Origin of the sequence: Nonomuraea sp. NPDC005501, assembly GCF_040605905.1 — a bacterium.
Lineage (GTDB): Bacteria > Actinomycetota > Actinomycetes > Streptosporangiales > Streptosporangiaceae > Nonomuraea.
Window position 1 is genome coordinate 10,253 of record NZ_JBEXDT010000045.1, and the last position, 25,840, is coordinate 36,092.

The 25,840-nt window shown below is 73.8% G+C and carries 19 protein-coding genes and 1 pseudogene; 12 read left to right on the plus strand and 8 right to left on the minus strand.

Going from position 1 to position 25,840, the window contains the following annotated elements; genetic code table 11:
- The 4 genes and pseudogenes from ABZS51_RS22035 to ABZS51_RS22050 all read right to left on the minus strand — a co-directional run.
- Positions 1-743, minus strand: a pseudogene (locus tag ABZS51_RS22035) (hypothetical protein); the annotation flags it as partial.
- Positions 740-2,314 (minus strand): asparagine synthase-related protein, encoded by a 1,575-nt coding sequence (locus tag ABZS51_RS22040; protein ID WP_355443937.1) that lies wholly within the window; start codon positions 2,312-2,314, stop codon positions 740-742. The pseudogene ABZS51_RS22035 and the gene ABZS51_RS22040, both read right to left, overlap by 4 nt.
- Entirely contained in the window at positions 2,311-4,206 is a 1,896-nt protein-coding gene (locus ABZS51_RS22045) for an alpha/beta fold hydrolase (protein WP_355443940.1), read from the minus strand. Before ABZS51_RS22045 ends, ABZS51_RS22040 begins: the two co-directional genes overlap by 4 nt.
- 1 nt (position 4,207) lies before the next feature.
- Positions 4,208-5,656: an asparagine synthase-related protein gene (locus ABZS51_RS22050; protein ID WP_355443943.1), complete on the minus strand. Its 1,449-nt coding sequence runs from the start codon at positions 5,654-5,656 to the stop codon at positions 4,208-4,210.
- 356 nt (positions 5,657-6,012) lie between these two features.
- Between ABZS51_RS22050 and ABZS51_RS22055 the strand changes: the two genes are divergently transcribed.
- Entirely contained in the window at positions 6,013-8,112 is a 2,100-nt protein-coding gene (locus tag ABZS51_RS22055; protein WP_355444038.1) for a class I adenylate-forming enzyme family protein, read from the plus strand.
- Here ABZS51_RS22055 and ABZS51_RS22060 read toward each other — a convergent pair.
- Positions 8,062-9,387 carry an MFS transporter gene (locus ABZS51_RS22060; protein ID WP_355443946.1) on the minus strand — a complete coding sequence of 442 codons (1,326 nt, stop codon included), beginning with the start codon at positions 9,385-9,387 and terminating at the stop codon, positions 8,062-8,064. The two genes, ABZS51_RS22055 and ABZS51_RS22060, sit on opposite strands and share 51 nt — an antisense overlap.
- A 169-nt stretch (positions 9,388-9,556) precedes the next feature.
- Complete coding sequence (locus ABZS51_RS22065; RefSeq protein WP_355443949.1) at positions 9,557-10,081, minus strand: DUF4142 domain-containing protein; 525 nt, start codon at positions 10,079-10,081, stop codon at positions 9,557-9,559.
- A gap of 205 nt (positions 10,082-10,286) precedes the next feature.
- Here ABZS51_RS22065 and ABZS51_RS22070 point away from each other — a divergent pair, with 205 nt between their 5' ends.
- Entirely contained in the window at positions 10,287-11,780 is a 1,494-nt protein-coding gene (locus ABZS51_RS22070; RefSeq protein WP_355443951.1) for a mannitol dehydrogenase family protein, read from the plus strand.
- 55 nt (positions 11,781-11,835) lie between these two features.
- Here ABZS51_RS22070 and ABZS51_RS22075 read toward each other — a convergent pair whose 3' ends face one another.
- Positions 11,836-13,257, minus strand: a complete 1,422-nt coding sequence (locus ABZS51_RS22075; protein WP_355443954.1) for an FGGY family carbohydrate kinase — start codon at positions 13,255-13,257, stop codon at positions 11,836-11,838.
- A 172-nt stretch (positions 13,258-13,429) separates the two neighbouring features.
- Between ABZS51_RS22075 and ABZS51_RS22080 the strand changes: the two genes are divergently transcribed.
- From ABZS51_RS22080 to ABZS51_RS22115, 8 genes are all read left to right on the plus strand, one after another.
- Positions 13,430-14,899, plus strand: coding sequence for an extracellular solute-binding protein (locus ABZS51_RS22080; RefSeq protein WP_355443957.1), 1,470 nt, complete (start codon positions 13,430-13,432; stop codon positions 14,897-14,899).
- Positions 14,900-15,832, plus strand: a complete 933-nt coding sequence (locus ABZS51_RS22085) for a sugar ABC transporter permease (protein WP_310713701.1) — start codon at positions 14,900-14,902, stop codon at positions 15,830-15,832.
- Positions 15,829-16,734 (plus strand): carbohydrate ABC transporter permease, encoded by a 906-nt coding sequence (locus ABZS51_RS22090; RefSeq protein ID WP_355443961.1) that lies wholly within the window; start codon positions 15,829-15,831, stop codon positions 16,732-16,734. The genes ABZS51_RS22085 and ABZS51_RS22090 overlap by 4 nt, the downstream gene beginning before the upstream one ends.
- An 8-nt stretch (positions 16,735-16,742) precedes the next feature.
- Positions 16,743-17,756, plus strand: coding sequence for an NAD(P)-dependent alcohol dehydrogenase (locus tag ABZS51_RS22095; RefSeq protein WP_355443964.1), 1,014 nt, complete (start codon positions 16,743-16,745; stop codon positions 17,754-17,756).
- 4 nt (positions 17,757-17,760) lie between these two features.
- Positions 17,761-18,597: a DeoR/GlpR family DNA-binding transcription regulator gene (locus ABZS51_RS22100; RefSeq protein ID WP_355443967.1), complete on the plus strand. Its 837-nt coding sequence runs from the start codon at positions 17,761-17,763 to the stop codon at positions 18,595-18,597.
- Positions 18,598-18,607: 10 nt separating this feature from the next.
- The gene (gene ugpC / locus ABZS51_RS22105; protein ID WP_355443970.1) at positions 18,608-19,723 is read left to right on the plus strand and encodes a sn-glycerol-3-phosphate ABC transporter ATP-binding protein UgpC; all 1,116 of its coding nucleotides are present in this window, start codon (positions 18,608-18,610) and stop codon (positions 19,721-19,723) included.
- 137 nt (positions 19,724-19,860) lie between these two features.
- Entirely contained in the window at positions 19,861-20,793 is a 933-nt protein-coding gene (locus ABZS51_RS22110) for an SDR family oxidoreductase (RefSeq protein WP_355443973.1), read from the plus strand.
- 1 nt (position 20,794) lies between these two features.
- Positions 20,795-21,631, plus strand: coding sequence for a MaoC/PaaZ C-terminal domain-containing protein (locus ABZS51_RS22115; RefSeq protein ID WP_355443976.1), 837 nt, complete (start codon positions 20,795-20,797; stop codon positions 21,629-21,631).
- A gap of 7 nt (positions 21,632-21,638) precedes the next feature.
- Here ABZS51_RS22115 and ABZS51_RS22120 read toward each other — a convergent pair whose 3' ends face one another.
- On the minus strand, positions 21,639-22,280 hold the full coding sequence (locus ABZS51_RS22120) for a TetR/AcrR family transcriptional regulator (protein ID WP_355443978.1): 642 nt from the start codon (positions 22,278-22,280) through the stop codon (positions 21,639-21,641).
- A gap of 141 nt (positions 22,281-22,421) precedes the next feature.
- Here ABZS51_RS22120 and ABZS51_RS22125 point away from each other — a divergent pair, with 141 nt between their 5' ends.
- Together ABZS51_RS22125 and ABZS51_RS22130 are read left to right on the plus strand one after the other, a co-directional pair.
- Complete coding sequence (locus ABZS51_RS22125) at positions 22,422-23,591, plus strand: acyl-CoA dehydrogenase family protein (protein ID WP_355443981.1); 1,170 nt, start codon at positions 22,422-22,424, stop codon at positions 23,589-23,591.
- A gap of 1 nt (position 23,592) precedes the next feature.
- Complete coding sequence (locus ABZS51_RS22130) at positions 23,593-25,764, plus strand: acetate--CoA ligase family protein (protein WP_355443984.1); 2,172 nt, start codon at positions 23,593-23,595, stop codon at positions 25,762-25,764.
- The last annotated feature ends 76 nt before the right edge of the window (positions 25,765-25,840 follow it).

The window sequence follows — 25,840 nt, forward strand, 5'->3', positions numbered from 1 at the left end:
ACGCCGGACCGCCCGTCACTTGCGGCTGGGAACACGGGGCCGCTCCCAGGGCCGGACCGCCCGTCACTTGCGGCTGGGAACACGGGGCCGCTCCCAGGGCCGGACCGCCCGTCACTTGCGGCTGGGAACACGGGGCCGCTCCCAGGCCCGGACCGCCCGTCACTTGCGGCTCCGAACATGGGGCCGTTGTCGGGGCCGGGCAGCCGGTCGCTCTCGGCGAGCAGGAAGCGGTGGCGGCCGCCGAGCGCCGCGAGAACCCGTTGCGTGGGTACGGCCGCGCTCGCGCCGTCCGGGCCCGGATGGTCGGCGATCACGACGGTCACCTCCACGCCGAGCTCCCGTCCCACCGCGTCCGCCGCCGCCAGCAGCGCCGTCGCGCCCAGGCTCCCGTCGTGTAGGACGGCCACCGTCCGGTGCGCCCCGACGGCCTGCCGCACGGCGTCCCGCAGTCGTTCCCCCAGCTCCCGCGGATCGGCCGCGCCCCGTTCCGACACGCCGAGCCGTTTCCCCACGTCCCGCGCGTCCGCCGGGCGTCCCCCGGTCGCGTCGTACGGGCCGCCCGGGGCGTCGGAGGCGGCGGTGTCCGCCCAGGGAGACGCCGGATACAGTCCCAGCGCCAGCGACGGGCGCGACAGGTACAAGGCGAGCGCGTCCGCGTCGATCCGTCGCGGGGCCTCGTCGTGGCGGCCGCCGTCCGAGTCCAGCGGGCCGTACCCGGGCGAGCCGGGGACCGGCCGGCTCATGCCGTACCCCCGGCCGAACCGCGGGCCCCGCGGTCCTCCGCGCCCCGCAGCCACAGCTCCACCGCGCTGGCCGTCGCGATCTCGAACGTGTCCCTGCACCGCGTCCGCCAGTCCGGCCGCAGCAGCCCACGCTCCACGGCCAGCGACGGCTCCACCCGCGCCAGCCGCCAGTAGCGGGCGTACGACTGCGAGCCGCGCTGCCGGTAGGGCGGCAGCACCGCCCCGATCCCGTCCGGGAGCAGGTCGGCGACCAGCCGTTTCCTGCGCAGGTACTCGTTCTCGTACGCCCCCGAGTAGCGGGCCGCCTGCGGCAGGTGGAAGGCGTACTCGGCGAAGGCGGGGTCGTAGTACGGCGCGGCCTCGGGCAGCTCGGTGGCGGGCACCATGACGTCGTACGGGAACGTCCGGTGGATCATCAGCGCCTCCGCCCACGACGCGCCCGCCTCGGCGGCGACCCTCGCCGACTCCCGCCGGTAGTCGTCCTCCCACGCGCACGCCTGCGCGTGGACGTCCTCCGACAGCAGCGCGGAGCCGTGCTCCTGCAGCCGGCGCGGCCAGGCGGTCGGCCAGTAGAGCGCGGAGGAGACCCTGCGGTTGAGCCGCCCGGCCAGCAGCGCCGTCAGCTCCCGCACGGGCGGCCCGCCACCCGCGGAGGCGTCCCGCAGGTAGGCGGTCAGGTCACCGAACGAGCCGGGGCGGAGCAGCCGCGCCGCCATGTAGCCGGGCGCCTCCAGCAGCTGGTCGGCGCCGCTGCCGTGGAGGAGTACCTGCGCTCCGGCCTCCGCGGCCAGCTCGGCCATGCCGCGGTGCAGCCGGGGGAAGCCGTCGAAGCGCGGGCCGTGCGCGCACCAGTCCGGCTCCGGCCAGCGCCGGGGGGCCGGGTCCACCCGCAGGTGCGGGCAGCGCAGCCCCAGGAACTCCAGCAGCCGGTCCACCACGACCTTGGGGCGGCGGCCACGGTCGTCGGGGATGTCCATGGTGACGGTCAGCAGGCGCCGGTCGGTACGGCGGCAGACCCGGGCGGTGACGGCGAGGAGGGCGGCGGAGTCGAGCCCGCCCGAGGTGGCGACGGCGACGTGCTCCCGGTCGCCGATGGCCCGTTCGACCGCGGCTTCGAGCCGGTCGCGCAGCTCGTCCGGGCGGGCGTGGCCGCGCGGCCGGGGCGGAGCGTGCCTGACCCGTTCCAGCCCCGCCCACGGCGAGGCCGGGAACAGGTCGGTGCTCAGCCCCGGCCAGGTGAACCAGGTGGCCAGCGCGGCCAGGGAGTAGGCGCCCCCGGAGGCGGGTGGGCCACCGGCACGCCCGGAGCCGGTCTCGCCGCCGGGGGCCGACGGGGCCGCGGTGCCTTCGGAGCCGGCCTCCCGGTAGACAGGGTGGGTGACGAAGGGGGCGAGCCGGTCGGAGGTGGCGGCGTAACGGAAGGAGGGGGCGGGAGCGGGTTCCGGGGCGGCGGTCTGCTGCGGAGGGGAGGTCTGCTCCGGGGCGGTGGTGGAGGCGCGCTCCGGGATGGAGGAGCGTTGCTGGGCGGGGATGTGCCCGGGGATGGCGTCAGGGTGCGGGGGGCTGGTCACGTGCGCCTCTTTCGAAGGTGGAAGGCGAGCTGGCGCCCCACCACCCGGGCGAGCCGGATCCGGTTGGCGGGGCGGGTGATGCCGTGGCCCTCGCCGGAGAGCACCAGGCAGTGGTGGGGGTGGCCGTGCCCGGCGAGCGCGGCGGCCATGGCGGTGGCGTGCGTCGAGGGGACCAGCGGGTCGTCCCCGCCGTGCACGAGCAGCACCGGCGTGTGGCAGGCGGCGGCGTGGGTGAGGGGCGAGCGGGCGCGCAGCAGCTCGGCGTCCTCGTCGGGGTCGCCGATACGGTGCAGGAAGTGCGCGCGCTCGTGGTGTGACGACTCCCGCACATGCCGGACGAACGCCACCAGGTCGGTGGGCGCGCACACGGCCACGGCCAGGGCGAACGCCTTCGGCCGGGCGGTCGCGGCCATGAGCGCCGCGTACCCGCCGTACGACTGCCCCATGACGGCCACCCGGTCCGGGTCGGTGTGCCCCTCGGCGACCGCCCACCGCAGCGCGTCCTCCAGGTCGTCCTGCATCGCGCCGCCCCACTCCCCGCGGCCCAGGTCCAGGAAGCGGGTGCCGTACCCCTCGGAGCCGCGGAAGTTGACGCGCAGGGACGCGTAGCCGCGCTCGGCCAGCCACTGCGCCTCGGGGGACAGGCCCCACGAGTCGCGCGACCACGGGCCGCCGTGCACGAGCAGCACGGTCGGGTACGGCGGTGCGGCTCCGCCGGTCGGGGTGACCAGGTAGCCGTCGAGCGTCAGGCCGTCGCGCGCCGGGATGGCGACCGTGAGCGTGGGCGCGACCCTGACACCGGACGTCACCCGCCTGGCCGCGCCGGGACCGAGCCGGGCCGCCGCGGAGAGGAGGTGGGTCGCCGCGCGGCGTGCCGGGCCGGGAGCACCCCGCTCCACGGGGACCGGGAGGGCGGTGTTCGCGGCGCGGTCCCAGAGGAGGTGGCGGGGCGGGGTCTCGCCGTCGTCGATCCGTACCAGCCAGGTGGTGTTGTCCCGGGTCAGGCCGGCGAGCTGGAGCTCGCCCGGGTGACGCGCGCCGAGACCGTCCAGGTCGGCGGCCAGGCCCGGGGCGAGCGCCCGGTGCTCCTGGCGGGCCCCGGACACCAGCGCGAGCTGGGGGAGCCGCGTCACCGGGTGCAGGACGACGTCCAGGTCGTGCTCGCCGTCGTCCAGCACGGTGCGCACCTTCCCGGTACGGAGGTCCAGCAGCCGCACGCCGAGGAAGCCGCCGCGGCAGGGTCCGGACAGGTAGAGACCGTGGCCGTCCGCCGTGACGTCGACCGGGTGGGTGACCAGCGAGCCGGGCGGCCCGGACCGCCACACCTCCCGCCGGCCGTCCGCCCCCGCCGCCATCAGGCTCTCCTCCGTCCGGGCCGGCGCGTGCACGACGAGGGAGCCGTCGGTGGCGCGGGTGGTGGCGGCGCACAGCCGGTCGCCGGGGTCGCTGAACAGGCGGCCCGTTCCGGCGTCCACCGGCACGCGACGGGCCGGGACGGAGGGCGCCGCCAGGAGGTGCCACGCCCGCCGCCCCTCCACGTCGGCGCCCCCCAGCAGCAGGCTCCGCAGCCGCGGCTGGTCGCGGTCCACGACGTGGATCTGCGCGAGACCCTCCGGCGTGACGTCCGTGGTGCGGCCCGTGGCCTCGTCGTACACGATGGCCCGTTGAGGATCGCCGCCCACGACCGCCAGGACCGCGCCGCCCTCGGGCCACCAGGCGTGGTCCACGATCGGGGCGCGGCCGAGCGGGAGCCTGCGCACGCCCTCCTCGGGCCGCCAGACGAACAGCCCCGGCTCTCGCTCGCTCTGCCAGCTCACCGCCCGGCCGTCGGGCGACAGGGCGAGGTGGACCGCCGGCTCCGCGCCGAACCACCTGCGTTCCGCGCCGCGCATGCTAGCGGGCGGCCACCGGCTCGGCGCCGGCCTCCAGCGCACCCGCCACCCACCGCTCCACGTTGCGCACCACGATGGGCAGCCGCGGATGGAGCCGCTCCAGGTCGAGCCGGTCCATGGGCCGGATCAGTCCCAGCTCCTCGACCAGCAGCGGCCCCTCGGGCAGCACGTCGAGCACGTAGCGCCGGAAGGCGTCCGAGTAGCTCTGCTTGTACTCCGGCAGCAGCGGCCGCAGCGCGGCGGGCAGCAGCCGCAGGTGCAGCGCCTTGTACCACTGGTACGGGTACGGCCCCTCGGCCCGGAACCGGGAGGCGGGAGGCAGCCCGAAGGCGTACCTGACGAACCCCTCGTCGACGAACGGGGAGCGCTGCCGGATGGGCGCGCCGAGCGGATGCGCGTCGTACGCCCACGGGAAGATCGAGTCGTACAGGCTGGCCGTCGCCCAGTCGCCGCCCGCCGCCCGGAACGACTCGAACCTGTCGGCCAGCCAGCTCGCGGTCCAGTTCCCGACCGACTCCTCATAGGCGGCGGTCAGCACCGAGGGGCGCCCGCTCTCGACCACCTCGTGCAGCGCGGTCGCCACGTACAACTGGAAGGACGTCTGCGGGGGCAGCCGCCGCGCCACCAGCGCCGCCGCCTCGCCCGCCACCTCCACCAGGGAGTCGCCCCGGCCGAACGCCGCCAGGTAACGGCGCAGGTCACGCCACCGGCGTCCGCGCGCCAGAGGGGCGGACAGGTGGTTCCAGGCGCCGAGCACCTCGTCGCCGCCCTGGCCGCTGAGCAGGACGGTCGCCCCGACGGCGGCGGCGTGGTCCACGGTGGCCTGGTGCAGCCGTGTGTAGTAGTCGTGCCGCGGGCCCAGCGGCGACCACGCCGGCTCGGGCAGCTCCCGCCACTCGGCGGGCAGGACGTGCAGGTCGCAGGAGATGCCGAGGGCCTGGAGCTGCCGATGGACCATGCCGGCGGTGGCCCTGCCGAACTGGTCGCGCAGGTTCCACACGACCGCGCTGAGCCGGCGTCCCTCCCGCTCGGCCTGCCGCAGGGCGTGCACGAAGACCGCCCACGAGTCCATGCCGCCCGACAGCAGCACCACGGCGGACTCCGCGTCGCCCAGGCATCGCGCGACGGCCGCCCCGAACTCGTCCTCCAGCGCCGACTCGTCGGACGAGCCGAGCGGAGGCAGGGCGAGGGGCGGGCGGTGCCGTACCACGCCCTCCCACGGGCACTCGGGCGGGAACTCCGCCTCGAACGGCAGACCGTGCAGCAGCAGCGCCAGCCGCTCCAGCGAGAACCTCTTCCCGGGCCCGGCCAGGCGCAGCGGGTCACGGTCGAGCGCAACGTCCCCGGTACGTGAGCCGTCCCCGGTGCGTGAGCCGTCCCCGGTACGTGAGAAGAGGGGCTCGGACAGGATGTCCGAAACCCCTCCAGAGGTGCTGAGTTCTGATCGCAAGGAGTGGTTACCGCTTCTTGTTCAGCATCTTCCGGGACGCCCGGAACGTGGCCCAGAACTCGGAGACGGCCCGGACGTTACGGCGGACGGCCGTCTCGCTCGGCTGTACGGCGTTGGCGACGAGGAGATTGCCCCCACACCGGCGAACGCCACCACAGCTGTCACGAGGTAAGTCGCTGTGCCCCATCTCGTACCTCCAATCGGGTGCGAATTCCGGCACGATTCTTGGAAATTGCGGTAACGGCGTCAACGATGAACACGTGTCCGCATTGAGCGGACTGATCATGTGGGCCGGCGGTGCGTATGGTGGCGAAGATGCTTTGTGCGCCTTCGCCGGGGAGGAATCGCCGTTGCCCGTGTCATCGCCGTCGCCCGTGTTGCTGCACGACATCCTCGCCCGGCGAGCGGCCGTCCATCCGGCGGCGCCGGCCTTCACCGTCGACGGGGTGGGCACGCTCGATTATCTGAGCTGGCACTCGGGCGCACGGCGCGTCGCGGCGGGGCTGGCCGCCGGCGGCGTGCGGCCGGGGGAGCGGGTGGTGCTCGCCTTCGAGGACCGCGACTGGCTCTCCTTCGCCTGCTGCTTCATGGGCGTGCTGGCGGCCGGCGGGGTGGCCGTCCCGGTACGCGCTCCCGTCCCCGAGGCGCAGCTGCCGGCGATCGCCGCCCGGGTGGACGCGGCCGCCCTCGTCACCGGGGACGGGCCGGGCGGACACCAGTCGAAGGAGGTGCTCGGGGGCCGCCGGCTGCGAGCCGGTGAGCTGCCGGCCAGTGAGCTGCTGGCCGGTGAGCTGGCGGCCGGTGGGTTGCCGGCCGCGGGACCGGCCGCGCCGCGTCCGGCCGCGCCGGGTCCGCCGGCGAACGCCGGTGAGGCGGTCCGCACGGGCGAGGACCCCGCCGCGGTGATCCTCACCTCGGGCACCACCGGCGCGGCCAAGGCCGTGCTCAGCGTCCACGCCTCACTCACCGACGACTGGCCGCCGGACGAGGACGTCGCGCCCCCGCAGGTCAACGCCCTGTTCACCGCCGTCGCGATCGGCACGAACGCGGCGCAGTCCGTGCTGAAGAGCTGCCTGCTGAACGGCGTGCACGTCGTCCTCGGCCAGCCGTTCGCGCCCGAGCGGCTGGCCGCGCTGATCGAGCAGCACCGGGTGACCGCGCTCAGCCTGGTGCCGACCACGGCGCGGCTCGCGGTGGCCGCGCTGCGGGGGCAGGGCTGCGCGCCGTCCCGGGTCCGTTCGGTGGTGTCGTCGTCGGCCCCGCTCGACCAGCCCACCGTCGCGGGCCTCGCCGAGGTGTTCCCGGCGGCGGAGATCTTCAATGTGTACACGGTGGCCGAGGGCGGCGCCGGGCTGCAGCACCGTTGCCTGCCGGACCGGCCGCCCGCGCTCGGCGAGCTGGGCCCGGACGCGCGCCTGGTGGACCGCGCGGGCCGGGACGTCGCTCCGGGGGAGGTGGGAGAGCTGTGGCTGCGCCACACCGGCCCGGCACTGGGCTACCTCGACCAGGAACGAGAACCCGGCCGGCAACGAGAACCCGGCCAGGGGAGGGAACCCGACCGGGAAGGGGAGGCGGACGGGCAGGTCGAGCCGGTGGGGGGCGGCTCCGGCGCGGGTACGCGGTATCTGGCGGACGGCTGGATCGCGACCGGTGACCTGTGCCGGCGGGACGAGCGGGGGACGGTGTACTTCGTGGAGCGCGCCGACGACGTGATCGTCTCCGGCGGCCTCAACGTCGCCTCGGCCACGGTCGAGGCGGCGCTGCGGACCCACGCGGCCGTCGCCGAGGTGGCCGTGTTCGGGGTGCCGCATGCGGCGCTCGGCCGGGCCGTCGCCGCCGCGGTCGTGCTGTCGGGCCCGGCCACCCCGGCGGATCTGCGCGACCACTGCGCCCGGCGGCTGCCGCGCGAGCACGTGCCGGCCGACATCGTCGTCGTCGCCGAGCTGCCCGTCACCCCGAACGGCAAGGTGCGCAAACGACTGCTCGCCGAGCAGTACACCGCCACCTACCTGACGGAGCAGCACCCCGGCACACCCCTGCCCCGCGGGCGCGCGGGCGCGGAGCGAGGTGCGGCCGGGGGTGCGGACCCGGACCAGGGGGCGGGTGCGGACGTGACGGCCTCCGCGCCTCCCGCGGCGGCCGACGAGCTGGAGGAAGCCGTCCTCGCCGCCTACCGTGACGCCCTCGGCGTGGATCGGATCCGGCGCGACAGCCACTTCCTCCGGCTGGGCGGCCATTCCCTCCTGGCGGCCCGGCTCGCCGCCGACCTGGAGCGCCGTACCGGGCGGCAGGTCCCGCCCGCGCTGATCCTGCGCTTCCCGCGCGCCGGCGACCTGTCCGACGCTCTCAGACTGGCCGACCCTCTCGGGCAGGCGGGCGACGCCCCGGCAGCGGAGGCCGGCGCGTCACGCGGGAGTGGCGCCGTACGCGGCGTCGTCGGAGATGTCGATCCTTGAGCGGTCCGGCAGCGCCAGGGTGGCCGCGAGCCCGATCACCGCCCCGACCACCATGAAGATGGAGATCGCCTGCCAGCCGTGGTCGTGCAGCAGCCACGTGGCGATCAGCGGGGCGGGGCCGCCCGCGACGACCGAGGCCAGCTGGTAGCCGAGCCCGGCGCCGCCGTACCTGAGGCCGGTCGGGAAGTTCTCGGCGATGAGTGACGCCTGCGGGCCGTACTCCATCGCGTGCTGCAACTGCGCGACGATGATCGTGAGCAGGATGACGATCGGGATGGCGGTGTTCAGCAGCGCGTAGTACGGGAACGCGATGATCGCGAGCAGGATCGCGCCGAGCGCGTAGAGCCGCCGGCGCCCGACCCGGTCGCTGAGATGGCCGAAGTACGGGATCGCGGCCAGCTCGACGACCGCCGCGCACGTGACGGCGGCGAACGCGAACGTCTCGGACATCCCGATGTGGGGCGCGGTGATGTAGGTGATGACGAACGTCGTGAAGAGGTAGAACGGCATCTGCTCCGAGACGCGCAGCAGCGCGCTGAGCACGACCTCCTTCGGGTGCCGCTTGAGCACCTCGACGACGGGCAGCTTGGCCACCCGCCGCGTCTGCAGGAGCCGGCTGAACAGCGGGGTCTCCATCACGCGCAGCCGCACCCACAGCCCGATGGCCACCAGTACCAGGCTCGCCAGGAACGGCACGCGCCAGCCCCAGTCCTTGAACGCGTCGCCCGCGACGGCGGCCAGCAGCGACATCGCGCCGGTGCCGAGGATGAGGCCGATCGGCACGCCGATCTGCGGCCAGCTCGCCATCAGGCCGCGCCTGCGCTGGTCGCCCCACTCCATGGACAGCAGCACCGACCCGCTCCACTCGCCGCCCACCGCGATGCCCTGCAGGATGCGCAGGACGACGAGCAGGATGGGCGCGGCCACGCCGATGCTGGCGGTGCTCGGCAGCACGCCGATGAGCGCGCTCGACACGCCCATCATCACGAGTGTCACGATCAGCGTGGCCTTGCGGCCGATCCGGTCGCCCCAGTGCCCGAAGATGGCGGCGCCGACCGGGCGGGCCGCGAAGCCCACCGCGTACGTGGCGAACGCCGACAGGGTGCCCGCGTAGGGGGTGGACTTGGGGAAGAAGACCCCGGCGAAGACCGTGGCGGCCGCCGTGCCGTACAGGAAGAAGTCGTACCACTCGATGGCGGTGCCGACGACGCTGGCCGTGGCGGCCTTCCTGATCTGGGATCGCTGCTCTTCCGCTGACAGTCTGCTCTCGGCCATCACCGCGCCTCCTCAGGCCGGTCCGTCCGATCCCGTACCCCGACTGGAGAAGATCATTATGGCTTTTGTCAGATCGTTACGATATGTCGGTTTCAGCTCACCCGTCGCCGAGCAGCCGGGTCACCCGGATCTCCACGACCGCCCGGAGGGGGTTGGGCCGGGGCGGTCGTCACTTCTGGGCGTTCAGCAGCTCGTTCAGGTGCTTGCGGATGACGGGCGCGCCGGACTGCGCCACCTCCTTGGCCGTCGTCGACGAGCCTTCCTGGAGCTCCTTCTTGCCCAGCCGCAGGGCCGCGCGGTGGCCTGCGATCATCGCGGTGACCCAGGCGCGGTCGAAGGCGGGTCCGGACAGGGCGGACACGCGCTCCAGCATGGCCCTGTCCCGCTGGGTCGCGCGGGTGGGCAGCGTCACGTCCAGCCGTCGCGCGGCCTCCCGCACTGCCGCGTCCAGCTCGGTGTGGTCGGCGACGAGTGTGGCCCCGATCGAGCGGACCGCGTCGGACACTCCCTTGGCCTGGGCGACCTTCCCGGCGGCGATCTCGGCGAGGTTGCCCTGGTGGGCCGCCCGCAGATACGCCGTGTCCTGCTGGGAGACCGCCGTCCCCCGTGCGGTGGCGGCCGGCACCGGCGACCCGCCCAGCACCACCACCGCGGCGACCGTGGCGACTCCGGCGAACGTGACACGTAGCGACATCACTACCCCCGTACATGAGCGTGGACGGCTGTCCGTCCTCCACCTCGTTTCCCGGCAGATGCGGTCGCATGTTGGCGAAAACGCAGAAAGTAGCAGAAAGCGAACAATCGATTACTTTGTGCTACATAGTGGTGTACGTTTGAAGCGGGGAGAGCCCGGCCATGCTGAGCGTAGAGGCGGCGCGGGGGCCGCCGAAGGGGAGATCATGGCGCTGACGACACTGACGCAGGACACGCTGGCGAGCCTGCCCGGGGAGGTCGCGGTCCCCTCCTACGACCGTTCGGGGCTCACCGCCGGCATCGTGCACTTCGGGGTGGGCGGGTTCCACCGCGCGCACCAGGCGATGTACCTCGACCGGCTGATGAACGACGGCAAGGCGCGCGACTGGGCCGTCTGCGGCGTCGGGGTCCTGCCCGGCGACGCGCGGATGCGCGACGCGCTCGCCGCCCAGGACGGCCTCTACACCCTCGTGCTGAAGCACCCGGACGGGACGCGCGAGGCCCGCGTCATCGGCTCGATCGTCGACTACCTCTTCGCCCCCGACGACCCGCGGGCGGTCATCGAGAGGATGGCCGATCCGGCCGTGCGCATCGTGTCGCTCACCGTCACCGAGGGCGGCTACAACATCGACCCCGTCACCGGCGAGTTCGACCCGCGGACACCCGCGATCCGGGCGGACGCGGCGCCCGGCGCGGTCCCGGCCACCGTGTTCGGGCTCGTCACCGAGGCGCTGCGGCTCAGGCGCGAGCGCGGGATCCCGCCGTTCACGATCATGTCGTGCGACAACATCCAGGGCAACGGTGACGTGGCGCACCGCACGTTCACGGCGTTCGCCCGCCTCGCCGACCCCGCCCTCGCGGCCTGGATCGAGACCGAGGTCGCCTTCCCCAACTCCATGGTGGACCGCATCACGCCCGTCACCACGGACGAGGAGCGCGAGTCCGTGGCGCGGCTGTCCGGCGTCCGCGACGCCTGGCCGGTGGTCTGCGAGCCGTTCACCCAGTGGGTGCTGGAGGACCGCTTCACCGCGGGCCGGCCGCCCTTCGAGGAGGCGGGGGTGCAGGTCGTCGCCGACGTGGAGCCGTACGAGCTGATGAAGCTGCGCCTGCTCAACGCCGGGCACCAGGCGCTGTGCTACTTCGGCCACCTCAGCGGGCACCGCTACGTCCACGAGGCCGCCCGCGACCCCGCGATCGCCGCGTTCGTCCGCGGCTACATGGACGCCGAGGCAACGCCGACGCTGCGCCCCGTGCCCGGCGTCGATCTGGACGCCTACAAGAGCACCCTCATCGAGCGCTTCTCCAACCCCGAGGTGCGCGACACGATCGCGCGCCTGTGCGCCGAGTCGTCGGACCGGATACCGAAGTGGCTGCTGCCCGTCGTGCGCGAGCAGCTCGCGCGGGGCGGCGAGGTCACCCGCTCGGCCGCCGTGGTGGCCGCCTGGGCGCGCTACGCCGAGGGCGTGGACGAGCGGGGCGAGCCGATCACCGTCGTCGACCGGCTGAGCGACGAGCTGACGGCCATCGCGAGGTCGCAGCGCGAACGGCCCGCGGCCTTCATCGAGAACCGCGCGCTCTTCGGCGACCTGGCCGACGACAAGCGGTTCGCGGAGCCGTACCTGCGCGCTCTGGAATCGCTGCACACCCGGGGGGCCCACGTGACGGTGGAGGAGCTCGCCCGCCACGGCGAGCGCCGGTGACGCGCCGCCCCCGGCGAGATCACAACGGCTGACGCGATCAGAACGGCTGACGCGATCACAACGGCTGAGCGGTCGGCGGCGGCGCGTGCCGGGCGTACTGCTCGCGGATGAGCGGGCGATGGTCGGGCGGCGGCTCGGCCGTGACGGAGCGCGGCCAGTGCGGGCGCTCCCCCATGAGCGCCCAGGCGGCCTGGGCCGCGGCCCCGTCGGCGACGTACTCGCCCGGCCGCGGCACGACCACGGGCGGCTCGAACGTCTGGGCGGCGATCCGCTGCACGGCGGTGTTCTGCGCGGCCCCGCCGATCAGCAGCACCCGGTCCGCCTTCACCCCCTGCGCGCGGATGGCGTCGAGGCCGTCGGCCAGGCCGCACAGCATGCCCTCGAAGGCCGCGCGGGCGAGGGCCGGCCGGGTCGCCGACGCGAGCGTCAGGCCGAAGAGCGTGGCCGTGGCGTCGGGCAGGTTCGGCGTGCGCTCCCCCTCGAAGTACGGCTGGAGCACCAGGCCGCCGGCGCCGGGAGGGGCGTCGAGGGCCAGCAGCCCCAGCTCGTCGTGGCCGACGTCGAGCAGGCGCGCCACGGCGTCCAGCACGCGGGCCGCGTTCAGGGTCGCGATCAGCGGCAGGAACTGGCCGGTGGCGTCCGCGAACCCGGCGACGGTCCCCGTCTCGTCGCACGCCGGGCGGTCCGTCACCGCGAAGACGGTGCCGCTCGTCCCGATCGAGACGACGACGTCGCCGCGGGCCGCGTCGAGGCCGAGCGCCGCCGCGGCGTTGTCGCCCGCGCCGGGGCCGATGACGATCGGGGTCCCCGCGGCCGTCCCCGCCCGCTCGCCGGGCCCGAGGACCCGGGGCACGATCACCGCCCGGCCCAGCGCCCGTTCGAGGAGCTCCTGGTCGTACTCGCCGGTGAAGGGGTTCCAGTACGCCGTGCCGCTCGCCTCGGAGCGGTCGGTGACCAGCTCGCCGAGCTCCGGCCCGAGCGGGCTGGACGCGGCCGGGCCGAACCCGCGCAACCGCCAGGTCAGCCAGTCGTGCGGCAGCGCGACGGCGGCGACCTCGGCGGCGTTGCCCGGCTCGTGGTCGCGCAGCCAGCGCAGCTTGGCGGCGGTGAAGGAGGCCACGGGCACGCTTCCCGCCCTCCTGGCGTAGGGTCCGGCGCCCACCTCCCCGACGAGGTCGCGGGCGGCGGCGGCCGAGCGCGTGTCGTTCCAGAGCAGCGCCGGCCGGATGACGCGGCCGGCGGAGTCGAGCGGGATGAGGCCGTGCTGCTGGCCCGCGACCGAGATGGCCGCGACCTCGTCGAGCCCGCCCGCGCGGGAGAACGCCGCCCGCATCGCCTCCCACCAGCGCACGGGGTCCACCTCCGTGCCGGGCGGATGACCCGCCCTGCCGGAGCGGACCAGAGCCCCGGAGCCGGCGTCCCGGAGTACGACCTTGCAGTTCTGGGTCGACGAGTCGACGCCCGCGACGAGTGTCATGGCAGCCCCACTCGCTGAGCCTACGAGCCGGTAACCAGCCAGAACCCACCAGAAAAGCAAAGATCTCATATGAAATGCGAGAAAATCTCACATATGCGTTTACATCAGCATTTATTACGGATAAACCGGCCTCATTGCCCTTACCTGTCGCATGACCGTGGGGGAGGGGACAGTGGACCGGAACCCGCTCGAACCGAGCAGGCGTGACATCCTGCGGGGCGCGCTGGCCGCGGGCGCCGCGGTCACCCTGGGCGGGAGCCTCAGCTCCTGCGGATCCCACGCCGACGCGCCGCACGTCGCGACCGCCGCCGGGGACGAGTGGCGCCAGTTCAAGGGCGCCACCCTGAACTTCATCTCGGAGAACACCGCTCCCACCGCCGCCATCGCGGCCGACACGCGGCCCTTCACCGACCTGACGGGCATCACCGTCAACATCGTCACGCTGGAGCTGACCGCGCTCGTCCAGCGGGTCGCCCTGGACCTGGCCTCCGGGCACGCCCAGTACCAGGTCATCTACGCCGACCCGTACCAGGTGCTGGCGCCGTACCAGCGCGGGCTGGTGGACCTGCGCACCATGCAGGCGGACCCGAACCTGCCCGACCTGCCCGGCGGCGTGGCGGACTTCATCCCCGCCCAGCTCGACGCCGCCGGCCGGTTCGTCGACCCGCAGGCGATCTACACGCTGCCCTACGACGCGCCGACGATGATCTGGCAGTACCGCCGCGACGTGTTCGACAAGTACCACGACCGCATGGCCAACGACCTCGGCTTCGACCCGACGCCGGGCGGCGATCGGACCTGGGAGGAGTACTACAGGATGGCGCGGTGGTTCAACAAGAACGCCACCGCGGACGTCAAGTACGGCACCGGCCACCAGGCCCGCCAGCACGACTCCCTGATGAACGACTTCAGCAACGTCCTGTGGTCCTACGGCGGCGCCTACTTCGACAACGGCAAGCAGGTGGGGCGACTCGGCTCGCGCGACCCCGGTCCCTGCCGGCTCGACTCCGAGGCCGCCATCGCCGGCGCCCGGTTCTACCAGCGGCTGCTCGCCATCGCCGACCCCGCGTCCACGACCTGGGACTGGGACGGCGTCGGCGCAGCGTTCCGCGCCGGGCGGCTGGCGATGTGCCCCAACTGGCACGAGTTCGCGGCCAGCAACGAGCAGGTGCTGCCCGGCAAGGTCGGCTACGCGCCGCTGCCCAAGGGGCCGGCCGGCACCGCCAACATGTACGGGGGCACGGGGGTGGCCATCAGCGGCAACACGCTGCCCAACGAGCGCGGGGCCGCCTGGTTGTTCATCGCCTGGGCCACCTCGCCCCGGACACAGCTCGCCAACCTCAAGAGCAAGGCGGGCGGCGGCACCCCCACCCGGACCTCGGTGTACGAGCTGCCGGAGGTGCGCGCGGCCGAGCACCGGCCCTCGCCGATGCCGAACATGCTCACCGCCGCCGCCGTCCGGCAGGCCTGGGAGCCCGACAAGATCGGCCTGCGCCCGAAGATCCCGATGTGGAACGAGTGCAACACCGCGATCTTCACCCAGCTGTCCCGGATGCTCACCGGCGGGTCGTCGCCGGAGGAGGCGATGCGCTCCATCAAGGCGCGGGTGGACCAGATCGTGGCCCGAGGGTGGGTGGCGTAGATGACGCACGCAGCGGATCACTCGCCGGTGCTGGAGCGCTCCCGGCCGGACACCGCCGCGCCCCGGGAGCCGCGTATCGGCTTCGAGGGCAGGATGATGGCGCCCGGCCTGCTCCTGCTGGCCGCCCTGTCGATCGTGCCGTTCATCGCGCTGATCGCCATGAGCTTCGCCCACGTCCGGCTGCTCGGCGGGGTGCGGCTCGACCTGATCGGGCTGCGCAACTGGGCGCGCTTCTTCACCGACGCCGACATGTGGATGTCGTGGCTGCGGACGATCGTCTACTTCGTCCTGACCGTCGGGCTGGAGATGGTCCTCGGCGTGGCCGTCGCGCTGTGCCTGTTCCGGGTGCTGCGCGGCCGCAACGTCCTGCTCGGCCTGCTGCTGCTGCCGATGTTCGTCGCCCCGTCGATCGTCGGCCTGCTGGGCCGCTACCTCACCGACTCGACCTTCGGCCTCTACGCGTGGGTGCTGCGCTCGGTCGGCTACACCGGCGACATCCTCGGCAGCCCCATCAGCGCCTTCGCCGCCGTCGTGCTGATGGACGTGTGGGAGTGGACGCCGCTGATCGCCCTGATCACCCTGGCCGGCCTGTCCAGCGTGCCGCAGTCGGTGCGGGAGGCCGCCGCCGTGGACGGCGCGCCGGGCTGGATGACGCTGCGGTACATCGTCTTCCCGGCGATCGCGAACGTGCTGCTCGTCGCGCTGCTCATCCGCTCCATGGACGCGATCCGGTACTTCGACATCATCTGGGTCACCACCAACGGCGGCCCCGCCGACGCCACCAAGATCGTCCCTGTCCGGCTGTACGAGACCGCGTTCCGCTTCTTCGACCTCGGCTACGCCGCCGCCATCGGGCTGGCGATGCTGGCCTTCTCGATCTTCATCGCCCGTACCTTCGTCCGGCTGCTGGACGTCAGGGGGTTGACCCGATGAGCGCCACACATGTCGAGCGGCGCACCGCGCCGGTGACGGCCGCCCCGCGGGGGACGCCGCAGTCGCCGCTGGAAGAGACCGGCAGGCGCACCCGCTGGGTGGTCGGGCTGGTCGTCGTCGTGGCCATGCTCTGGACGCTGGTGCCGCTGGTGTGGATGCTGATGTCCTCGTTCAAGAACCGCACGGACGTCACCTCGGGCACGCCGCAGGTGCTGTTCCAGCCGACCCTGGACAACTACCGGGGCCTGTTCTCCGGGCCGAACAACCTCGTGCCCTACATCTGGCACAGCGTGCTCGCCGCCGGCATCTCCGCGGTGCTCGCCGTCTGCCTGGGGGCGCTGGCCGGGTACGGCCTGGCCAGGACCCAGATGCGCGGGAAGAAGCACCTGGCGTTCTGGATCATCTCGACCCGCATGGCGCCCATCGCGGCGGTCGTGGTGCCGCTGTTCCTCATCTTCCGCGGCCTCGGCCTCATCGACACGATCCCGGGGCTGGTGCTGGCGTACCTGACGTTCAACCTGCCGTTCGCCATCTGGCTGATGAGCGCGTTCTTCGCCGAGGTGCCGCCGTCGCTGGAGGAGTCGGCGCTGGTCGCGGGCTGCACCCGCTGGCAGGCCTTCTGGACGGTCATCCTCCCGCTGACGAAGGCCGGGCTCGTCACCACCTTCATCCTGTGCCTGGTCTTCGCCTGGAACGACTACGCCTTCGCCGTGGTCTTCTCCGGGCCGAGCTCGCAGACCCTGCCGATCGCCGCCTCGCAGCTCGTCACCCAGACGGGCGTCGACTGGGGGCAGCTCACCGCGATCGGCACGATCGTGGTCGTGCCCATGATGCTCGCCGGCCTCGCCGTCCGGCGCTGGCTGGTCACCGGGCTGACCCTCGGCGCCGTCACGGGGGAGTAGGAGGGGTCATGCGCGCAGCCGTGCTGCACGGGGTCGGCAAGATCGTCATGGAGGAGCGGCCCCGGCCCGAGCCGGGCCCCCGCCAGGTGCTCGTCCAGGTCACCTCGGTCGGCACCTGCGGCTCCGACGTGCACTACTACGAGCACGGGCGGATCGGCGACTTCGTCGTGCAGTCCCCGCTGGTGCTCGGCCACGAGCCGGCCGGGATCGTCGTGCAGAGCGGGCCGAGGGCAGGCCGCCACCACCCGGGGCAGCGCGTCTCGCTGGAGCCGGGGGTGCCCGACTTCACCTGCGCCCAGTGCCGGGCGGGCCGCTACAACCTCTGCCCGCGGATGCGCTTCTTCGGCACCCCGCCGATCGACGGCGCCTTCTGCGAGTACGTCGTCACGCACGAGGAGTTCGCCCACCCCGTCCCCGACACCGTCTCCGACGACGCGGCCGCGCTGATCGAGCCGCTGTCGGTGGGCGTGTGGGCCTGCCTCAAGGCACGGGTCGGGCCGGGCACCCGCGTGCTCGTCACCGGCGCCGGCCCCATCGGGCTGCTCTGCCTCCAGGCCGCGTGCGCCTTCGGCGCCACGCAGATCATGGTCACCGACGTCAACCCCGCCCGGCTCGGGCGCGCCCGCGAGCTGGGCGCCACCGCGATCCTCGACGTGCGCACCGAGAGCCTGACCGACGCCCTCTTCGAGCCGGACGCGCTGCTCGAATGCTCCGGCCGGCCGGCCGCGACCGCGCAGGCCGTCCGCACGATGGCGCGGGCCGGGCGCGTCGTGCTCATCGGCATGGGCGGCGACGAGATCCCGCTCCCGCTGACGTACGTGCAGACGCGCGAGCTGGAGGTGACCGGCACCTTCCGGTACGCCAACACCTGGCCGCGGGCCGTCGCGCTGGCCGCCGCGGGCCGTGTCGAGCTGGACGCCCTGGTCTCCGGCCACTACGGCCTGGACCGGGTCGAGGAGGCGCTCACGGCCGGCACGCGCGACCCCGAGCTGGTCAAGGCAGTGGTACGGCCGCAGGAGTGAGGACATGGCCAGGGCTCGGGCCACGACCGCCGGTCTCGAGGAGCGGAGGCGGGCGGTGCTCGCCCGCGTCGCGGAAAGGGGCGAGATGGGCATCGCCGAGCTGGCCGGCGAGTTCGGGGTCAGCGTGATGACCATGCACCGTGACCTGGACGCCCTGGCCGGCGGCGCGCTGCTGCGCAAGTCCCGCGGCCGCGCGGCGGCCGTCGCGGCCGTCACGATGGAGGTCGCGCCCGAGCTGCGCAGGCGGACGCGGCCGGCGGAGAAGGAGGCGCTGGCCGAGGTCGCCCTGTGGGAGCTGCCGCCCCGCGGCGTGCTCCTCATGGACGACTCGACCACCCTGTTCCCGCTGGCCCGGCGCCTCGACGAGCGCGGCGGCTACACGGTGGTGACCAACTCCGTCAGCGTCGCCCGCATCGTCGCGGCCACCGAGCACAGCCAGGCGATCCTGCTCGGCGGTGACTACGACGGCGCCTTCGACTCGACGACCGGGCCCGAGGTGTCCCGCGCCCTGCAGCGCATCCACGCCGACGTCGCCCTCATGTCGGCGGTGGCGATCACGCACGGCCGCCTCTACCACCCGGTCCAGAAGTACGCCGCCGTCAAGGAGGCCATGCTCGACGCGGCCCGGCGGCACCTGCTGCTCGTCGACTCCTCCAAGTTCGGGCGGCACGCCGCCTTCAGCCACCGCGACGCGAGCGCGTACGACACGGTGATCACCGACAGCGGCGTGCCGCGCGAGGAGGAGAGGATCCTGCGCGAGCTGTCCGCCCGCCTCCTCCTCGTCGACGTCGAGCTCCGCCGCCCCGCCACCCTGACCGAACCCCTACCTGTGAGTCACTGAGGAGATACCGATGGCCAAAGTTCTCTACGACGAGGCGACCCGCGTGTACCCGGGCACCGAGCGGCCCGCGGTGGACGCCCTGGACCTCGACATCATGGACGGCGAGTTCCTGGTCCTCGTCGGCCCGTCCGGTTGCGGGAAGTCCACGTCGCTGCGCATGCTCGCCGGGCTCGAACGGGTCGACGGCGGCCACATCAGCATCGGCGAGCGGGACGTCACGCACCTGCCGCCACGCGACCGGGACATCGCGATGGTGTTCCAGAACTACGCGCTCTATCCGCACATGTCGGTGGCCGACAACATGGGCTTCGCCCTGAGGGTGATGAAGACCCCGAAGGAGGAGCGCGACCGGCGGGTCCACGAGGCGGCCCGGCTGCTGGACCTGGAGGAGTTCCTCGACCGCAAGCCCAAGGCGCTGTCCGGCGGTCAGCGGCAGCGCGTGGCCATGGGCCGGGCGATCGTGCGCGAGCCGAAGGTGTTCCTCATGGACGAGCCGCTGTCGAACCTGGACGCCAAGCTGCGCGTGCAGACCCGTACCCAGATCGCGGCCCTGCAGCGCCGGCTCGGGGTGACGACGGTGTACGTGACCCACGACCAGGTCGAGGCCATGACGATGGGCGACCGGGTGGCCGTGCTCAAGGACGGCATCCTGCAGCAGGTGGACACGCCGCTGCGGCTCTACCAGCACCCGGCCAACGTCTTCGTCGCCGGCTTCATCGGCTCGCCGTCGATGAACCTGGCCGAGTTCCGCGTGGAGGGCGAGGAGGCGGTGCTGGGCGCGCAGCGGATCCGGCTGAGCCGCGAGACGCTCCAGGCGCTGCGCAAGGAGGGCGGCGACCGCGTCATCCTGGGCTTCCGGCCGGAGGCGGTCGAGGTGGCCGGCGACGGCGGGACGGACCCGTCGACCTTCCCGATCACCGTCACCGTGGTCGAGGAGCTCGGCTCGGACGCCTTCCTCTACGGCGAGTACGCCGACGCCCGCGAACCGGCGCTGGCCGGCCAGACGGTCATCGCCCGGGTCGACCCGAACGCGCCGCCGGCCAAGGGGGACCGCGTCAACCTCCGAATCGTGCCGGGCAAGGAGCGGCTGTTCTCGGTGGTCTCGGGCCGCTGCCTGCCCTCCTGAGCGGGCATCGGCCGGGGGCTCACCGACAGCGTCTTCCTCGACGACTCCACGGACCGGGCGGCCGCTCGCCCTATCCGATTCTAGATCGCGATACTAGAATCGAATTCTGGGCGACGAGCCGGTCGAAGGAGTGTCGTATGGGCGGGATCGCGGAAGGCCGCGTGGTGATCGTCACGGGGGCCGCGCGGGGGATCGGGCGCGGCCACGCGCTGGAGTTCGCGCGCCAGGGGGCCAAGGTCGTCGTCAACGACCTCGGCGCCGAGGTGGACGGCACGGGCTCGTCCCCGGGCCCGGCCGGAGAGGTCGTGGAGGAGATCAGGGCGATGGGCGGCGAGGCCGTCGCCGACGGCGCGGACGTCTCCGACTTCGAGGGCGCGCGGCGGCTGGTCACGTCGGCGGTCGAGCGGTTCGGCGACCTGCACGTCCTGGTCAACAACGCCGGCATCCTGCGGGACCGCATGCTGGTCAACATGACGGCCGAGGAGTGGGACGCGGTGATCCGGGTGCACCTGCGCGGGACGTTCGCGCCGCTGCGGCACGCCTCCGCGTACTGGCGGGCCCGGAGCAAGGCCGGCGCGCGGGTGGAGGCCGCCGTGATCAACACGACGTCGTCCTCCGGCATCTACGGCAACCCGGGACAGGGCAACTACGGCGCGGCCAAGGCGGGCATCGCGGCGCTGACGATCATCGCGTCGCAGGAGCTCGCCCGCTACGGCGTGACCGTCAACGCGGTGGCCCCGGCGGCGCTGACGCGGATGACCGAAGGGCTCGGCGGCCCCCGGCGGGCCGTCGAGGGTCCGTTCGACCCGGCGGACCCGGACAATGTCGCGCCGCTGGTGGTCTGGCTGGGCAGCGCGCGTGCGCGGGAGGTCACCGGGCGGGTGTTCAACGTGCTCGGCGGGCGGATCAGCGTGGCCGAGGGCTGGCACGCGGGGCCGGGCGTGGACAAGGGTGCCCGGTGGGACCCGGCCGAGCTGGACGACGTCATTCCCGCCCTGGTCGCCAAGGCCGCGCCCAACGCGCGGACCGACGGCCGCGTCCCGGCCGGCCCGCGGGGCGGTGAGGGCTGACATGCCGATCGACCACAGCCTGGTCGGCGTCGAGAGCGGGCCGTACGAGCGCTCGTGGACGTCCCGCGACACCCTCCTGTACGCCCTGGGCGTCGGCGCGGGCACCGGCGAGCTGCCCTTCACCACCGAGAACTCGGCCGGGATCCCGCAGCGGGTGCTGCCGACGTTCGCGGTGCTGGCCGCCCAGGCGCCGGTCGCGCGCAGGCTGGGCGACTTCCACCCGGCCATGCTGGTCCACGCCGAGCAGGCGTTCGAGCTGCACCGCGAGCTGCCGGCCGAGGGGACGGTGGCCGTCACCTCGAAGGTGACCGGCGTCTACGACAAGGGCTCGGGCGCGCTGGTCACCAGCGAGGCCCGCGCCGTCGATCCCGGCGGCGAGCCGCTGGTCACCAGCCGCAGCGCGGTGTTCATCCGGGGCGAGGGCGGGTTCGGCGGCGACCGGGGGCCACGCGAGGAGTGGACGGCTCCCGGCCGGGCGCCGGACCACCGGGTGACCTGCGCGACGCGGCCCGACCAGGCCCTGCTCTACCGCCTGTCGGGAGACCGCAACCCGCTGCACTCCGATCCCGCGTTCGCGGCCAGGGCCGGCTTCCCCCGGCCGATCCTGCACGGCCTGTGCACGTACGGGATCACCGGGCGCGCCCTGCTGCACGCGGTCGCCGGCTCCGACCCCGCCAGGTTCGCCGGCATGTCGGGACGGTTCAGCAGCCCGGTCTTCCCGGGCGAGTCGCTGACCGTGTCGATCTGGCAGGACGGTGACGAGGTGCTGTTCCGGACGGCCAAGGACGACGGGACCGTGGTGCTCGACCGGGGCAGGATGGCGCTGCAGCCGGGCTGACCCCGCCTCAGGCCTCCGGACCGGGAGCGGGGGCGGGGGCGGTGAGCGGGTCGAAGCGGCGGATCAGCGCGACGGCGGCCTCGACCACGTCCCTGGCCTCGTCCTCGCTGTCGCAGGTGGCCACCTCTCGGGCGGCCTCGCCGATCACGCTGGTCAGCACCGAGACCGTGAGGCGGCCCATCGGGGTGTCGCCCGCGCCGAGCAGGACGGCGTTCTGCCGGACCCACTCCCGGCCGCGGGTGCGGCGGATCAGCTCGAAGCCGGGCGGCCCGTCGCCGTCCATGAACAGCATGGCGAGGTCGCGCCGCGCCCACGACCCTTCGAGGAACGCGCGGGCGCCGGTGATGAACAGCTCGACGGGGTCGCGGACGCCCGCCTTCTTCGCCGCGGCCACGCTGGAGGCGGCGGCCTCCTCGTGGGCGGCCTGGTGCTCCTCGAACAGCGCGAGGAAGAGCTCGGTCTTGCCGCCGAAGTGGTGGTAGAGGCTGCCCACGCTGGAGCCGGCGCGAGCGACCACGTCGGAGACGTTGGCGTCGGCGAAGCCGTGCTCGGAGAAGACCTCGCGGGCCGCCTGGAGCATGCTCCTGCGGGTCTGGGCGGTGCGGCTCCACTCCCACGACCCGCCCTTGCCCGTGGACCTGCGCGCCATGGTGGCTCCTTCGCGTGCGGGGACTCCCATGGTACTCCACACAGTTCTAGAATTACATTCTAAAAGCGGGGTTGACACCACCGATGCGCGGGACCAGTCTGGAATCGATTCCTAGAGGATGATTCTAGAAAAGGTTGGGGCATGGACTTCTCGCTCAGCACCGAGGAACGGCAGATCCGCGACACCATCCGCTCCTTCATCGAGAGGGAGGTCATGCCGCTGGAGCCGGAGGTCCTGCGCAACGAGCGCGCCGGCCGGCCGGGTCTCGACCCCTCCGTCCTGCGCGAGCTGCGGCTGAAGGCCAAGCGGATGGGCTTCTGGGGCATCAACACCCCCGAGGAGTACGGCGGAGCCGCCCTGGGCCCGGTCATGTCCGCGATCATCGCGATGGAGACCGGCCGCACCTTCGTGCCGTTCAGCTTCGGCGGCTCGGCCGACAACATCCTCTACGCCGGGAACGAGGAGCAGAGGCGGCGCTACCTGATCCCGACGATCGAGGGCGAGCGCCGTTCCTGCTTCGCCATCACCGAGCCCGGCGCCGGGTCCGACGCCCGCAACATCCGCACCCGCGCGGTCCGGGACGGCGGCGACTGGGTGATCAACGGCGAGAAGACGTTCATCACCGGCGGCAGCGAGGCCGACTTCGTGATGGTGTTCGCCGTGACCGACCCGGACAAGGGGGCGGACGGCGGCGTCACCTGCTTCCTCGTCGACCGCGACATGGGATGGAAGTCCGAGCCCATCCCCACCATGGGGCAGTGGGGGCCGGCCGCCCTGGTCTTCGAGAACGTCCGGGTGCCGGAGGCGAACGTCCTCGGCGAGGTCGGCAAGGGCTTCGAGCTGGCCATGCAGTGGATCGGCCAGGGGCGCTACCTCATCCCCGCCGGCGCCATCGGCGCGGCCGAGCGGATGCTCCAGATGGCGATCGACTACGCCAGGATCCGCACGTCCATGGGCCACCCCATCGCCGACTACCAGGCGATCCAGTGGATGATCGCCGACTCGCAGGTGGAGATCGAGGCCGCCAAGTGGCTCACCCTCTATGCCGCCTGGCGGGTGCGGGAGGGCCTGGACGCCCGGCACGCCTCGTCCATCGCCAAGCTGAACGGGGCCGTCATGGCCAACCAGGTCGTCGATCGCGTCCTGCAGATCCACGGCGGGATGGGGTACACCAAGGAGCTGCCCGTGGAGCGGTGGTACCGGGAGCTGCGCCTGCTGCGCATCTTCGAGGGCACCGACGAGATCCAGCGCCGCACCATCGCCCGTAACCTGATCAAGGGTCACGCGCGGCTCGCCACGATCGGGGAGTGAGATGGCGGTCGCACAACTGTTCAACCCGCGTTCGATCGCCCTGGTGGGGGCGACCGACAAGTCGGGCTGGTCGATCAGCACGCTGCTGAACCTGCGCACGCACGGGTTCACCGGCGAGGTGTACCTGGTCAACCCGCGAGGCGGCGTCGTCCACGGCGAGCCGGCCCACCGGAGCCTGTCCGAGGTGCCCGGCCCGGTCGACCTCGCCTACGTGATGGTGCCGACCACGGCCGTCCTGCCCGTGCTGCGCGAGGGGGCCGCGGCGGGCGTCACCAGCTACGTCGTCCTGACCGCGGGCTTCGGGGAGGCGGGGGAGGAGGGCGCCCGGATGGAGGCGGAGATCGCCGCCTTCGCCCGGGACAACGGCCTGACCGTCCTCGGCCCGAACGGCAACGGCTTCATCAACGCCGCCGCCGGCATCACCCCGTACGGGCTGCCCATCCCGTCGCCGCTGCTGCGCGGCTCCGTGGGCGTGGTGCTGCAGAGCGGCGCGCTGGCCAGCTCCGTCCTCGGCTTCGCCCAGGCCCGCAACGTCGGCGTCAGCCTGCTCACCTCGATGGGCAACGAGTCGGCGCTGACCGTCACGGACGTCGTCGACTACCTCGTGGACGACCCGGCCACCAGGGCCATCGCGCTGTTCCTGGAGTCGGTGCGCGACCCCGGCGAGTTCTCGCGGGTGGCCCGGCGGGCGCTGCTGGCGGGCAAGCCGATCGTCGCGCTGAAGATCGGCCGCAGCGGGCTGGCCTCGCGCACCGCCCAGGCCCACACCGGCGCGCTGGTCGGCGACGACAACGTGATCGACGCCGCCTTCCGCGGGCTCGGCGTCATCCGGGTGCGCTCGCTGGAGGACCTCATCATCACCGCGGGGCTGCTCGCCGAGGTGGGCCCGCTGCCGGGGCCGAGGCTCGGCGTCGTCACGCCGTCGGGCGGCGCGTCGGAGATCATCGCGGACCGGGCGGAGGACGAGGGGCTGGAGCTGCCGCCGTTCGCGCCCGAGACGGCCGCCCGGCTGGAGCGGATCGTCCCGGCCTTCGGCACCGTGCAGAACCCGCTCGACGTCACCGGGTACGTGCTCGTCGACCGGACCCTGCTCGCCCGCGCCCTGGAGGCGGTGACCGCCGACCCGGGCATCGACGCCGTCGTGCTGCTGTCCGAGCCGCCCCGCCTCGCCCCGGCCCACCCCGCGCCCGTCCTCGCCGCGTACGCGGCCAGCGCCAAGCAGATCGCGGGCTCTCCGCTGCCCGTCGTGGTGATGGGCAACGCCCTGGTCGACGTCACCGAGTTCGGCCGGGCCGTCCAGGAGGAGACCGGCTTCCCGCACGTCGTGGGCGGGATCGAGCACGGCATGCAGGCCATCGGCGCGGCCGTGCGATGGTCGGAGGCGCGCCGCGCCGCGCTGGCCGCCCCGGTCGCGGAGCGGCCCGTGTCCGGTGACGGCGTGTCCGGGGACACCGTGGCCGAGGCCGCCGTCTTCGGGGGCGCCGTGCCCGCGGAGGCGGCGAGCGCGAGCGGCGTGTGGGCCGAGCACCGCGCCGCGGCCCTGCTCTCCGCCGCGGGCATCCCCGTGGTGCCCTCCGAGCAGGCGTACGAGGAGGAGGCCGCGGTCGCGGCGGCCGGCCGGTTCGGCTACCCGGTGGTGCTGAAGGCGTCGGCGGAGGGGCTCGGGCACAAGAGCGACATCGGCGGGGTCCGGCTCGGCCTGACCGGCCCGGAGGAGGTCCGCTCCGCCTACCGGGAGATCGTCGCCGCGGTGCGGACCGCCCCTGGCGCGGGGCACGCCGGTGGTGCCGTGGGCGTGCTCGTGCAGCCGCAGCGGCGCGGGGGCGTGGAGCTGCTCGTCGGCGTGGTGCGGGACCCCGGCTGGGGCCTCACGCTGGCCGTCGGGCTGGGCGGCGTGTGGGTGGAGGTGCTGCGCGACACCGCGCTGCGGCTGCTGCCGGTGGACGCCCGTGAGGTGCGCCGGGCCCTGGGGGAGCTGCGGGGGGTCCGGCTGCTGGAGGGCGCCCGCGGCGCGGAGCCGGCCGACCTCGACGCGGTCGCGGCCGTGGTGGCCCGCGTGGCCGCGTACGCGCAGGCCCTCGGACCCCGCCTCGAAGCCCTGGAGATCAACCCGCTGCTGGTCGCCGGCTCGCGGGTGGAGGCCCTGGACGCCCTGGTGACCTGGCGCGAGTGAAACGCGGCGGCTCCGCGCCGACCGGCCGGGAACGGCGGCCCCGCCGCCGTCCCCGGCCGGCTCGCGTGAGGGTCCG

Coding starts and splice junctions, on each gene's coding strand:
- ABZS51_RS22045 (WP_355443940.1), bottom strand. CDS start 4,206: ATGCGCGGCGCGGAACGCAGGTGGTTCGGCGCGGAGCCGGCGGTCCAC.
- ABZS51_RS22060 (WP_355443946.1), bottom strand. CDS start 9,387: ATGGCCGAGAGCAGACTGTCAGCGGAAGAGCAGCGATCCCAGATCAGG.
- ABZS51_RS22065 (WP_355443949.1), bottom strand. CDS start 10,081: ATGTCGCTACGTGTCACGTTCGCCGGAGTCGCCACGGTCGCCGCGGTG.
- ABZS51_RS22070 (WP_355443951.1), top strand. CDS start 10,287: ATGGCGCTGACGACACTGACGCAGGACACGCTGGCGAGCCTGCCCGGG.
- ABZS51_RS22075 (WP_355443954.1), bottom strand. CDS start 13,257: ATGACACTCGTCGCGGGCGTCGACTCGTCGACCCAGAACTGCAAGGTC.
- ABZS51_RS22085 (WP_310713701.1), top strand. CDS start 14,900: ATGACGCACGCAGCGGATCACTCGCCGGTGCTGGAGCGCTCCCGGCCG.
- ABZS51_RS22090 (WP_355443961.1), top strand. CDS start 15,829: ATGAGCGCCACACATGTCGAGCGGCGCACCGCGCCGGTGACGGCCGCC.
- ABZS51_RS22095 (WP_355443964.1), top strand. CDS start 16,743: ATGCGCGCAGCCGTGCTGCACGGGGTCGGCAAGATCGTCATGGAGGAG.
- ABZS51_RS22100 (WP_355443967.1), top strand. CDS start 17,761: ATGGCCAGGGCTCGGGCCACGACCGCCGGTCTCGAGGAGCGGAGGCGG.
- ugpC (WP_355443970.1), top strand. CDS start 18,608: ATGGCCAAAGTTCTCTACGACGAGGCGACCCGCGTGTACCCGGGCACC.
- ABZS51_RS22110 (WP_355443973.1), top strand. CDS start 19,861: ATGGGCGGGATCGCGGAAGGCCGCGTGGTGATCGTCACGGGGGCCGCG.
- ABZS51_RS22115 (WP_355443976.1), top strand. CDS start 20,795: ATGCCGATCGACCACAGCCTGGTCGGCGTCGAGAGCGGGCCGTACGAG.
- ABZS51_RS22120 (WP_355443978.1), bottom strand. CDS start 22,280: ATGGCGCGCAGGTCCACGGGCAAGGGCGGGTCGTGGGAGTGGAGCCGC.
- ABZS51_RS22125 (WP_355443981.1), top strand. CDS start 22,422: ATGGACTTCTCGCTCAGCACCGAGGAACGGCAGATCCGCGACACCATC.
- ABZS51_RS22130 (WP_355443984.1), top strand. CDS start 23,593: ATGGCGGTCGCACAACTGTTCAACCCGCGTTCGATCGCCCTGGTGGGG.